Annotated in this window: 9 protein-coding genes and 3 pseudogenes; 5 read left to right on the top strand and 7 right to left on the bottom strand. The window is 71.8% G+C overall.

Features of this window, described 5'->3' with window-relative positions; translation table 11 throughout:
* Positions 1-51 precede the first annotated feature (51 nt).
* From MTR79_RS18345 to pflB, 3 genes are all read right to left on the bottom strand, one after another.
* Complete coding sequence (locus MTR79_RS18345; RefSeq protein WP_122213283.1) at positions 52-747, bottom strand: response regulator transcription factor; 696 nt, start codon at positions 745-747, stop codon at positions 52-54.
* Positions 748-841: 94 nt separating this feature from the next.
* A complete protein-coding gene (gene pflA / locus MTR79_RS18350; protein WP_244791327.1) occupies positions 842-1,588 on the bottom strand; it encodes a pyruvate formate-lyase-activating protein in 747 nt (248 codons plus the stop codon).
* Entirely contained in the window at positions 1,585-3,843 is a 2,259-nt protein-coding gene (gene pflB, locus MTR79_RS18355; RefSeq protein ID WP_244791329.1) for a formate C-acetyltransferase, read from the bottom strand. The genes pflA and pflB overlap by 4 nt, the downstream gene beginning before the upstream one ends.
* 485 nt (positions 3,844-4,328) lie before the next feature.
* Between pflB and MTR79_RS18360 the strand changes: the two genes are divergently transcribed.
* The 4 genes and pseudogenes from MTR79_RS18360 to MTR79_RS18375 all read left to right on the top strand — a co-directional run.
* Positions 4,329-4,712: a hypothetical protein gene (locus MTR79_RS18360; protein WP_189364667.1), complete on the top strand. Its 384-nt coding sequence runs from the start codon at positions 4,329-4,331 to the stop codon at positions 4,710-4,712.
* Positions 4,713-4,797: 85 nt separating this feature from the next.
* On the top strand, positions 4,798-5,445 hold the full coding sequence (locus MTR79_RS18365; RefSeq protein WP_244791331.1) for a CBS domain-containing protein: 648 nt from the start codon (positions 4,798-4,800) through the stop codon (positions 5,443-5,445).
* Between the two features lie 187 nt (positions 5,446-5,632).
* The gene (gene adhE / locus MTR79_RS18370) at positions 5,633-8,272 is read left to right on the top strand and encodes a bifunctional acetaldehyde-CoA/alcohol dehydrogenase (RefSeq protein WP_244791333.1); all 2,640 of its coding nucleotides are present in this window, start codon (positions 5,633-5,635) and stop codon (positions 8,270-8,272) included.
* Between the two features lie 32 nt (positions 8,273-8,304).
* Positions 8,305-8,520, top strand: a pseudogene (locus MTR79_RS18375) (universal stress protein); the annotation flags it as partial.
* Here MTR79_RS18375 and MTR79_RS18380 read toward each other — a convergent pair.
* On the bottom strand, positions 8,450-9,694 hold the full coding sequence (locus MTR79_RS18380) for a cation:proton antiporter (RefSeq protein WP_244791334.1): 1,245 nt from the start codon (positions 9,692-9,694) through the stop codon (positions 8,450-8,452). The pseudogene MTR79_RS18375 and the gene MTR79_RS18380 sit on opposite strands and share 71 nt — an antisense overlap.
* Before the next feature lie 3 nt (positions 9,695-9,697).
* A complete protein-coding gene (locus tag MTR79_RS18385; protein WP_189364663.1) occupies positions 9,698-10,177 on the bottom strand; it encodes a cation:proton antiporter regulatory subunit in 480 nt (159 codons plus the stop codon).
* A gap of 288 nt (positions 10,178-10,465) precedes the next feature.
* Here MTR79_RS18385 and MTR79_RS18390 point away from each other — a divergent pair, with 288 nt between their 5' ends.
* Complete coding sequence (locus MTR79_RS18390; RefSeq protein WP_244791336.1) at positions 10,466-11,347, top strand: universal stress protein; 882 nt, start codon at positions 10,466-10,468, stop codon at positions 11,345-11,347.
* Between the two features lie 335 nt (positions 11,348-11,682).
* On the opposite strand, the pseudogene MTR79_RS18395 reads toward MTR79_RS18390, so the two are convergent.
* Positions 11,683-11,787 (bottom strand): annotated as a pseudogene (locus MTR79_RS18395) (glycosyl hydrolase family 65 protein); the annotation flags it as partial.
* Positions 11,788-11,819: 32 nt separating this feature from the next.
* Positions 11,820-11,999, bottom strand: a pseudogene (locus MTR79_RS18400) (hypothetical protein); the annotation flags it as partial.
* Positions 12,000-12,011: the final 12 nt, after the last annotated feature.

Below are 12,011 nucleotides of genomic sequence, written 5' to 3' on the forward strand. Positions count from 1 at the left end.
CGGGTCCGAAACGGGCCCGTCCCCCACCTCACAGGTCGGTACAGCCAGCCCTTACTGGCCTTCGCCACGTGTCCGGTCGCGGGCCTGGGTGGCGATGACCGCGGCCTGGACACGGCGCTCCACACCGAGCTTGGCGAGCAGTCGGGAGATGTGGTTCTTGACCGTCTTCTCGGCCAGGTACAGCCGCTGGCCGATCTGCCGGTTGGTCAGCCCTTCCCCGATCAGGTCCAGGATCTCGCGCTCCCGGTCGGTCAGGCCGGGCAGCACCTCCGGCTCCTCGGCCTGCTGCTGTCCGCCCCGCAGCCGGGCCATCAGTCTGGCCGTGGCGCTGGCGTCCAGCAGTGACTGACCGCGGGCGACCGTCCGCACGGCCGAGACCAGGTCCGAACCCTGGATCTGTTTCAGGACGTACCCGGCCGCGCCCGCCATGATCGAGTCCAACAGCGCCTCCTCGTCGTCGAAGGAGGTCAGCATCAGGCAGGCCAGGTCCGGCATCTGTGACCGCAGCTCGCGGCAGACGGTCACACCGTCCCCGTCGGGCAGGCGCACGTCGAGGACGGCCACGTCGGGGCGCAGGGCGGGGACCCGGACCAGCGCCTGCTCCACCGTGGCCGCTTCTCCGACCACCGTGATGTCCGGTTCGTCGTTCAGCAGGTCGTGCACTCCTCGCCGCACCACCTCGTGGTCGTCCAGGAGGAAGACTGTGATCGGGCTCCCCGTGCTGCCGTCCTGCTCGCTGTACGCCATCGAACGCTCCTCGCGATGCCTCGGTCTCCGTCGGACTCCTCATCATTCCAGGAGAGACGAAGTCCGGGGCCGGTCGGCCCCGTTCCCGGCCGTCTCAGTGGGCCACGAGGCCGTGGCCGCGGAACTGGCCCCGTACCCGGTCCACGAGCGCCGTGTCGGGGGCCGGGGTGTCCCGCAGGGGGAAGGGAACGCCCAACGCCTCGTACTTGTGGGCTCCGAGCTTGTGGAACGGCAGGATGTCGACCCGCTCGACGCAGCCCAGGCCGGAGAGGAATCCGGCGAGTCCCTCGACGGCGTCCTCGTCGTCGGTCCAGCCGGGCACCAGGACGTACCTGATCCACACGCGCTTGCCCGACCGGTCGAGGCGGGTGGCGAAGTCGAGGGTGGGGGCGAGGTCGCCGCCGGTCAGCCTCCGGTAGGTGCGGACGTCGAAGGACTTGATGTCCAGCAGCACCAGGTCGGTGTCGGCGAGCAGGGCGTCGCTCGCGCGGGCGCCGAGGAATCCGGACGTGTCCAGGGCGGTGTGCAGGCCGAGTTCTTTGCAGCGGCGGAGGACCGAGGCGGTGAACGCCGGCTGGAGGAGGGCCTCGCCGCCGGTGAGGGTCACTCCCCCGCGGGCGGTGGTGAGGAAGGCCCGGTACTTGGCGATCTCGGCCATCACCTCGTCGACCGTGGCCGGTTTCCCGTCCCGCATGTGCCAGGTGTCCGGGTTGGCGCAGTACAGGCAGCGGAGGGGACAGCCGCTGAGGAACAACACGAACCGGGTCCCGGGACCGTCCACTCCCGTGGACAGATCCCAGGAGTGGATCCGGCCCGTCACCGGTTCGACCGTGGTGCTCACAGCGATCCGTGGAAGGTGCGGCTGATCACGTCGAGCTGCTGCTCACGCGTCAGCCGGACGAAGTTGACGGCGTATCCGGAGACCCGGACCGTCAGCTCGGGGTACTTCTCCGGGTGCTCCATGGCGTCCTCCAGGGTCGCCCGGTCCAGAACGTTGACGTTCATGTGGAAGCCGCCGGAGGCCATGTACGCGTCCAGGATGCCGACCAGGTGGCCGACGCGTTCCCCGGGAACGTGCCCGAGCCCTTCCGGGGTGATCGTCGTGGTCAGGGAGATGCCGTCCCGGGCCGCCCCGTAGGGCAGCTTGGCCACCGACAGGGCCGAGGCGGCGACCCCGTGCCGGTCGCGCCCGTTCATCGGGTTGGCACCCGGGGCGAAGGGCTCTCCGGCGCGGCGGCCGTCGGGGGTGTTGCCGGTGTGTTTGCCGTACACCACGTTCGAGGTGATGGTCAGCACCGACTGCGTGTGCTCGGCGTCGCGGTAGGCGGGGTGCCGGCGCACCTTGGCCATGAAGGACTCCACCAGGCCGACGGCGAGTGCGTCGACGCGGTCGTCGTTGTTGCCGTAGGCGGGGAACTCCCCCTCGGTCTTGAAGTCCACGGCGAGTCCGGTCGCGTCACGGAACACCTTGACACGGGCGTGCTTGACGGCGGACAGGCTGTCCACGGCGACCGACAGGCCGGCGATGCCGCAGGCCATGAAGCGGTGCACGGGGTGGTCGTGCAGGGCCATCTCGATCCGCTCGTAGGCGTACTTGTCGTGCATGTAGTGGATGACGTTGAGCGCGTCGACGTAGGTCCGGGTGAGCCAGTCCAGGACGCGGTCGTAGGCGGCCGAGAGCTCGTCGTAGTCGAGGTACTCGCCGGTCAGCGGCGGCATCTCGGGGGTGACCTGGTCGCCGGTCATCTCGTCACGGCCGCCGTTGACCGCGTACAGCAGCGCCTTGGCGAGGTTGACGCGGGCGCCGAAGAACTGCATCTGCTTCCCGACCGCCATCGCGGAGACGCAGCAGGCGATCGCGGTGTCGTCGCCGGTGCACGGGCGCAGCAGGTCGTCGGACTCGTACTGGACGGCACTGGTGTCGACGGAGACCTGTGCGCAGAACTCCTTGAAGCCGTCCGGGAGCCGGGGCGACCACAGGACCGTCAGGTTGGGCTCGGGGGCGGGGCCGAGGTTGTAGAGGGTCTGGAGGAAGCGGAACGAGGTGCGGGTGACCAGCGGGCGGCCGTCGGCGCCGATGCCGCCGATGGACTCCGTGACCCAGGTGGGGTCGCCGGAGAACAGGGCGTCGTACTCGGGGGTGCGCAGGAACCGCACGATGCGGAGCTTGATGACGAAGTCGTCGATCAGTTCCTGGGCGCGGGTCTCGTCAAGGAGGCCCGCGTCCAGGTCACGCTGGAGGTAGACGTCGAGGAAGGTGGAGGTGCGGCCCAGTGACATCGCCGCACCGTTCTGTTCCTTCACCGCGGCCAGGAAGCCCAGGTAGAGCCACTGCACCGCCTCGTGGGCGGTGGTCGCGGGCCGGGTGACGTCGCAGCCGTAGGCCGCCGCCATGCGGGTCAGCTCACCCAGCGCGCGGATCTGCTCGGCCAGCTCCTCACGGTCGCGGATGACGTCCGGGGTGGAGGGCCGGGCGTCCAGCCGGGAGCGCTCGGCGCGCTTGGCCTCGACGAGCCGGTCGGTGCCGTACAGAGCGACGCGGCGGTAGTCGCCGATGATGCGGCCACGGCCGTAGGCGTCGGGCAGTCCGGTGATGATGCCCACCTTGCGGGCGGCGCGCATGGCGGGGGTGTAGGCGTCGAAGACGCCGTCGTTGTGGGTCTTGCGGTAGGTGCCGAAGACCTTCGTCACGAAGGGGTCGGTCGGGTATCCGTACGCCTTCAGGCTGTTCTCCACCATGCGCAGACCGCCGTTGGGCATGATCGCCCGCTTGAGCGGTGCGTCGGTCTGCAGGCCGACGATCAGCTCGCGGTCGCGGTCGATGAAGCCGGGGGTGTGCGAGGTGATCGTGGAGGGGGTGGCGGTGTCGACGTCGAGGACGCCCCGACGCCGCTCCTCGGGGAAGAGTGCGCTGACCTCCTCCCACACCGTGCGGGTGCGGTCCGTGGCACCGGTCAGGAAGGTGGCGCCGCCTTCGTAGGGGGTGTAGTTGGCCTGGATGAAGTCGCGCACGTCGATGCGCTCACGCCATTCCCTCCCGGCGAACTGCCGCCAGGCGTCGGTGGTCCCGGTGCCGGCTGTCACCGTCGCGGTCATCACAGCTCCTCTCGTCGAACGGCCTTGTCACTGTCGATGGTCCTCGCGCTGGCCCGCGCCGAAGAGTGCCGACAGGGCACCGGGCGGGTCCCCTCCGCCCCCGGTCGACAGGGACCTTCGGCCTCCTGTCCGGAGACCCGCGCACCGCGGGACGGGGCCGTCGGGGCGAGGTCCGGCGACTGGAGAGGCGTGGTGTACCGGCCCCGCATGACGTCGCGGTGCCGGTGCCCCCCTCGTGTCCGCCGGGGCCGGCACCGACCGGCCGGCCGGCCCTGGCGGACCGGTGGCGGGCCGATGTGCCGGGCCGCCTCGGGCGTGCGGGACGGCGTCGTCTCCTCCTCCTTCGGAAGTTGAGGTCCGAGGGCTTCTCGGCCCCGAGGTCAGGGGCCGAGGAGCCCCTGCACCGAGGCCGACCGCCTCTGGGGCGCGGCCGGGAAACGCAGCAGTCTCGAGGTGTCGCAGAACGATCGGAGGGAGTGGCACACATGACCGCCAAGGACATCGGTACCCGTGGGACCTCCGCCACCGTGCGAGTGCGTGCCGACGGCGAGGTGGACGAGGAGTCCCTCGCCTATCTCCGCGAGAAGGTCGGCACCGCCCTGGACCGGCCCGGGCTGCCGCCCGTGAGCGGTGAGGTGCGCGTCGCGCGGGCCTCGGCCCAGCACGTCGAACTGCCCTGGTCCGCCGGCGCCGACATCCGCGTCGGACGTCACCTCGTGACCGTCCACGCCCACGAGGCGAGCGCACGTGAACTCGCCGACCGGCTCCACGACCGGCTGCGCGCCGGTGCCGAGCGCGTCGTCCACCGAGGCGACACCACCCGCCGGACGGCCACGCCGCCCCCGTGGCGCGGCGGCCCGCAGAAGTAGGCGCCGCGCGGCGCCCGTCCGGCCTGGCGGGGAACCGGTCTCCGGCTCCGGCCCTTCCCGTCGCACTCGTGAAGGAGAATCCGCCATGACCGCTCACGCCGTCGGTGAAGTGATGACCAGGGAGGTCGTGCAGGCCCGCCGGACGACACCGTTCAAGGAGGTCGTGCGCCTGCTCGACCACCACCGGATCAGCGGACTGCCGGTGGTCGACGCCGACGACAAGGTCCTCGGCGTCCTGTCCGGCAGCGATCTGGTGCGCGCCCAGGCGTACCGGGACGGCACCGTTCCGCCTCCGGCCGTGACGGCGGGTGACGTGATGTCGAGTCCCGCGGTCACCGTGCACCCCGAGCAGACCGTGCCGGACGCGGCCCGGCTCATGGAGCGCCGCGGCATCGAACGGCTGCCCGTGGTCGACGAGGAGGACCGGCTCATCGGCATCGCCACCCGCCGGGACCTGCTCCGGGTCTTCCTGCGCGCGGACGACGACATCCGCCGCCAGGTGACCGGGGAGATCGTCGTCGACGCGCTGGACCTGCCGTCCGACGCCGTCCTCGTCTCCGTACGCGACGGTGTCGTCACCCTCACCGGCCGTGTCGAACGACGCAGTCAGGTGCCGGAACTCCTGCATGCCGCCTGGCGCCTCGAAGGCGTGGTCGGCGTGGTGGACCGGCTCGGCTTCCGCACCGACGACTGTGCCGCGCCCGCCCCGCCGGCTCGGATCGGACGTCTGTGAACGCGGCGGCGGGCAAGGCCGTGGGCTGCCTGACCGGCCGAAGCCGACAGTCCCTGCCCGGCCGGGTCGGACGGGCACCGAAAGGGGTCCTTCGGCGCCCCTGCGGCAGGCGATTGCCCAGGACAGTGAAGGCAGACAACGGCACCGCCGAACACCGCGGCGGTCCTGACAACGGAGGCATACGACCATGACCCGACAGAACGTGCGGCCCGAGGACCGCGGGACCGACGCCCCGTCCGACACCGCGGTCGCCGTGGACCGTCTGGTCACGGCCGGCCTCAAGGCGCTGGCCGACTACGAGAGCCTCACCCAGGAGCAGGTCGACCACATCGTGAAGAAGGCGTCCGTCGCCGCCCTCGACCAGCACACCGCACTGGCCCTCCTGGCGGTCGAGGAGACCGGGCGGGGCGTGTTCGAGGACAAGGCGGCCAAGAACATGTTCGCCTGCGAGCACGTCACGCACAGCATGGGCCGCATGAGGACCGTCGGGGTCGTCGCCCGCGACGACGTCGAGGACATGGTCGAGATCGCCGAACCGGTGGGCGTCGTGGCCGCGGTCACCCCCGTCACCAACCCGACCTCCACCACGGTCTTCAAGGCCCTGCTGGCGCTGAAGACCCGCAACCCGGTCGTGTTCGCCTTCCACCCCTCCGCCCAGCGGTGCAGCGCCGAAGCGGCCCGCGTCGTACGGGACGCGGCCGTCGCCGCGGGAGCGCCGGAACACTGCGTGCAGTGGATCGAAGCCCCGTCCGTCGAGGCCACCCGCACGCTCATGCATCACCCGGGCGTCTCCCTGATCCTCGCCACCGGCGGCAACGCCATGGTCAAGGCCGCCTACTCGGCGGGCAAACCCGCCCTCGGCGTCGGCGCCGGCAACGTCCCCGCCTACGTCCACAAGAGCGCGAAGCTGCGCCGGGCCGTCAACGACCTCGTGCTGTCCAAGTCGTTCGACAACGGCATGATCTGCGCCTCCGAGCAGGCCGTCATCCTGGACACCGGCATCTACGACGCGGCGCTCGCCGAGTTCCGCACCCTCCACGCCCATCTGGCCACCCCGGAGGAGAAGGCGAAGCTGGAGACCTTCCTCTTTCCCCCCACCGGCGGCTCGGGTGCGGGCTGCGAGCCCAAGGTCAACGCCGCCGCCGTCGGACGGAGCCCGGCCTGGATCGCCGAGCGGGCCGGGTTCTCCGTGCCGGACGACACCTCGGTCATCCTGGTCGAGGCCGAACGCGTCGGCCCGGACGAGCCGTTGACCCGTGAGAAGCTCTGCCCCGTCCTCGCCGTACTGCGCGCCGAGGACGAGCGCCACGGCTTCGACCTCGCCGCCGACATGGTCGCCTTCCACGGCCAGGGCCACAGCGCCGTCATCCACACCGAGGACCCCACCCTGGCCGAGGCGTACGGCAAGCGGATGAAGACCGTGCGGATCATCGTCAACTCGCCCTCCTCACAAGGCGCGATAGGCGGCATCTACAACGGCCTGCTGCCCTCGCTCACCCTCGGCTGCGGCTCCTGGGGGAGCACATCGGTGTCCGACAACGTCTCCGCCGCCCAACTGCTCAACGTCAAGCGGGTGTCCGCCCGCCGCAACAACCTGCAATGGTTCAAGGTTCCGCCGAAGATCTACTTCGAGCCGCAGGCCATCCGCTACCTGACCTCCATGCCGGACGTCCACCGCGTCACGATCGTCACCGACGCCACCATGACCCGCCTCGGGTTCGTCGACCGGATCACGCGGGTGCTGCAGCGACGTCCTGAAGCCGTGACCGTGCAGATCATCGACAACGTCCAGCCCGAACCGAGCATCGACTCCGTGCAGCACGGAGCCGGCCTGATGCGGGAGTTCCGTCCCGACACGATCATCGCGCTGGGCGGCGGCTCGCCCATGGACGCGGCCAAGGTGATGTGGCTGCTGTACGAGCAGCCCGGCATCGACTTCGCCGACATGCGGCAGAAGTTCTCCGACATCCGCAAGCGTGCCTTCCGCTTCCCCACCCTCGGCAAGCAGGCCCGCCTGGTGTGCGTGCCCACCACCTCCGGCACCGGCGCCGAGGTCACTCCGTTCGCCGTCATCTCCGACCCCGCCACCGGCAAGAAGTACCCGCTGGCCGACTACGCGCTCACCCCCAGCGTGGCCATCGTCGACCCACTCCTCACCACCGCCCTGCCCCCGGCGCTCGCCGCCGACAGCGGCTTCGACGCCCTCACCCACGCCATCGAGGCGTACGTGTCCGTCTACGCCAACGACTTCACCGACGGCCTCGCCCTCCACGCCGTCCGCCTGATCTTCGGCCATCTCGAGGCGGCGGTGAACGACCGCGACGGCTCGCCGGATGCCCGCGAGAAGATGCACAATGCCGGCACCATCGCGGGCATGGCCTTCGGCAATGCCTTCCTCGGCATCGTCCACGCCATGTCGCACACCCTCGGGGCCACCTTCCACATCGCACACGGCCGCACCAACGCGGTCCTGCTCCCCCACGTCATCCGCTACAACGGCACCGTCCCCACCAAGCTCACCGGCTGGCCCAAGTACGAGACCTACCGGGCCCCCGAACGCTTCCAGGACATCGCCCGCACCCTCGGCCTGCCCGCCGCAACCCCGCAGGAGGGCGTGGAGTCCCTCGCCGCCGCCGTCGAGCGACTGCGCGACGCCGTGGGCATCGAGCCGACGTTCCGGGCCCTCGGCGTCGACGAGCGCGCCTTCCTCGACGCCCTGCCCCAGCAGGCCCTCAACGCCTACGAGGACCAATGCGCACCCGCCAACCCGCGCATGCCGATGCTGGACGACATGCAGGGGATCATGCGCACCGCCTACCACGGCTGAACACGGCCCCTGGTCGCCGCCACGGCCGAAGCCGGGAGCGCCGTCCCGACGTGGTGCAGCGGAGGACGGTCCACGGCGGTCCGCGCGAGACGCTGATCGAGGCGAGCCGCTCCGCCCAGGTGCTGGTGGTCGGCGCCCGGGGCCGGGGCGGCTTCGCGGGTCCGCTGCACGGGTCGGTCAGTCAGGGTCTTCCGCACCACGCGCGCTGTCCGGTGGCGGAGGTGCGGGAAGCGGACCGTTCTCCCTGAGCACGCCTCGCCCACCGCCCGGTCGCTTCTTCCGCGGCGGTGCCGGGCGGGTGGGCGCGAGACGCGTGAGGAGGGGGCCGAACACCGCGAGGAGCATCACGTAGGTGGTGACGACGGCCCCGAGCCGGTCCTGCGTGGGGCCGGCGAGTCCGAGGATGACGACCGAGAACTCCCCGCGCGCGATGAGCGCCGTCCCGGCCCTCAGCCGGCCGCGTCGGCCCGCTCCCTCGCGGCGGGCGGCATACCATCCGGTCGCCACCTTGGTCGCGGCCGTGGCCACGGCCAGAGCCAGTGCGGCAGGCAGCTCGGACAGGAGGTCGCCGGGGTCCACGGACATGCCGAGTGCCAGGAAGAACACCGCCGCGAACAGATCGCGCAGCGAGCCGAGGACGGTCCGGGCCCGGTCGGCGGCGGCGCCCGTCACCGCGAGGCCCACCAGGAAGGCCCCGACTGCGGCCGAGACATGGACGACCTCCGCCAGCGCGGCGACGATCAGCGTGATCCCGAGCAGCCTGAGCAGCACCTGCTCGGGGTCCGTGTGGGACACGACCCGGCCGACGTGGTGGCCCCAGCGGCCGGATGCGACGATCGCCGCGACCACGACGGCCGTGGCGGCCAGGACCGCCGTGAGCGCCTCCGACCAGGTGCCACCGGTGGTGACGACGACCAGCAGCGGCAGGTAGACGGCCATCGCGAAGTCCTCCAGCACCAGCACCGCCAACACCGCCGGGGTCTCCCGGTTTCCGAGTCTGCGCAGGTCACGGAGCAGGCGGGCGACGATGCCCGAGGAGGAGACGTAGGTGACGCCCGCCAGCGCCAGGACGCCCGCCGCGTCCAGTCCGAGCAGCAGGCCCGCCCCGGCACCGGGCGCGGCGTTGAGGACGAGGTCGACGACGGCGGAGAACCGGTGCCGGCCGAGACTGGCGGTGAACTCCCGCACCGTGAAGTCCAGACCGAGCGTCAGCAGCAGGAGGATCACGCCGATCGCCGCGCCGGTGTCCACGAACTCGCGGGCGGCCGGCACCGGGGCGATTCCGCCGTCGCCCAGGGCGAGACCCGCCACCAGGTACAGCGGCACGGGTGACAGGGCGAAGCGCCGGGCGACCGCGCCGAGCAGGCTGAGCGCGGTCAGGATGATCCCCAGCTCCAGCAGCAGGGCGACGGGAGTGTGCACCGCTCAGCTCTGGATGATGCGCTGGACGCCGGCGATGCCCTCGCGGGTCCCGATGACGACGAGCACGTCCCCTGCTGCCAACGGCTGGACGGGGCTGGGCGAGGCGATGACGTCCTCACCCCGGACGACCGCCACGATCGACGCGCCGGTGCGCGTCCGGGCCCGCGTGTCCCCGAGCATCCGGCCGGCGAACGGACTGCCGGGCCGGACCTCGACCTGCCCCGCGCTCAGCCCAGGCACCTCGCGCGTCAGGTCGGCGAAACGCTCCGCGATGCGCGGGGCACCGAAGATCTCGGCGAGGGCGTCGGCCTCCTCGCTCGTCAGTCTCAGCACGGGGTGGGCCTCGTCGGGATCGTCGCCCGGGTAGACGACCAGCTCGAACTCCCCCGACCGCGGGGCGACGACGCCCACCCGGTCGCCCTCGTGGTTGACGAACTCGTAGCGCATTCCCACGCCGGGCAGCAGTACCTCGCTGACGTCCATGCCTATCACCCTGTCGGCCGTGTCGGGTCCGGATCCGTGCGGGCGGGGCCGCTCCCCGGGGCCCCGTCGTACTCGTTCTTCGGCACGCGTGACAGGCCACCCGAGTACGGGCGTTCCGGCGTGGTCCGTCCGGGGGAACACAGTCTCCTGGCCGGTCGGCGGGCCGGGTCAGGGCCGAGTGGCCCGGTTTCTGGCCCTGTCGGACCTTGGCCGGGGTGATCGCCCTGCTGGAGGGTGAAACCGAGAGGCCGGATCCGCGGCCTCTCCACGAAGGAGAGGAAGGCCCCCGTGAGTGATCCGGTGATCGTAGGGGTGGACGGCTCGGAGTCGAGCCTCGCCGCGGTCGGTGTCGCGGCCCGCGAAGCCCGCCTGCGCGGCACATCGCTGCGCATCGTCCACGCCATGGGCCGCCCGTCCGCCCATCTGCCGGCCGGCGCGGCGCCGTGGAGTCCGGCCGACCACGGCCTGGAACCGATGGTGCACGGGCAGCTGGCCCTGGCGGAGGAGCGGGCTCATGCGGCCGCACCGGGCATCGGGATCACTCGCTCGGTGGTCACCGGTGACGCGATCGAGGTCCTGGAGATCGAGTCACGGTCGGCGGCGCTGACAGTGGTCGGCAGTCGCGGCCTGACGGGCTTCTCCGGGCTGCTGCTCGGCTCGACGGCGGTGCATCTGGCCGCGCACGGCCACGGCCCGCTGATGGTGGTACGCGGCCGTCCGGAGCCGGACGGGCCGGTGCTGCTCGCCGTGGACGGTTCCCCGGCCGGGGAGCGGGCGGTGGAGTTCGCGTTCGCCGAGGCCGCGCTGCGCGGTGCCCCGCTCGTGGCGCTGCATGTGTGGAACACCTGGAGCGAAGGCGCCTACAAGGCACCCCTCGATCCGCTGGCCGCGATGGTGGCGAACGCCGACCAGCTGCGGGAGGCCGAACAGCGGCTCCTCGACCGTACCGTGGCCGCCTGGCAGGAGATCTATCCGCAGGTCACCGTCGAGCGGCGCCTGGTGCGGTCCCGGATCCGCAACGCGCTGATCGACGCAAGCAAGGAAGCCCGGCTGGTGGTGGTCGGAGCCCGGGGCAGTGGCGGCTTCACCGGCCTGCTCCTGGGATCGGTCAGCCAGGCGCTGCTGCACCACGCGCACTGCCCCGTCACCGTCGTCCGCGGCAAGGAGTGACCGTGTCCCGGCGGACCGCGGTCCCCGCCCCGGCCTCGCGTCACCGCCGAGCCCTCCGTGGGCGGGGTGGGAGGCCACCGACGTGCCGGACCTGCCCGGCGTCCCCGGCCACAGGCCTGACCACGGCCGAAGCCGAGCGGCGAGCCGCCGGCCACGGAGCCGACGAGCCGGCCGGACCGGCCCGCGCGCCGCAGTGGTGACGCACTTTGGACCACTTCCGCAGCCGGCTGATCGGCCTCCTGCTCGCCGCCGCCGTCGGCGTCATCGGTCGGTGCGACGCTCACGGCGCGGCCGGCGACCACCACGCTGACCGGTGACTCCTCCGAATCGGGGACCTCGATCTCGATCTCGATCTCTCCGTCTCGGCGGCGAACGCCGATGCCCCTGTGGCCGCGGTACCGCAGGGAGAAGCTGTACTCGGACAGGGCCGGGAGTGGCACCGGGTCGAGGTGAAGGGCGTCCTCGCGGGTCTCGACTCGAGGCGGTTGTAGACGCCCGCCGCGTAAGTGCCCGGGTAGTACAGAAGGCTCGCGCGGCTCTCGGGCACGGCGCCCCGGGTGGCGAAGCATCCGTTGCCGAGCGTGCGGAGCGCCTCCCGCAGCCGCTCCTCTCCCGGGAGGTAACCCTCGTACTCCCAGGTCCACTCGGACATGCCGGCCCTCCC

Origin of the sequence: Streptomyces sp. BJ20 (genome assembly GCF_022869105.1) — a bacterium.
GTDB lineage: Bacteria > Actinomycetota > Actinomycetes > Streptomycetales > Streptomycetaceae > Streptomyces > Streptomyces griseoincarnatus.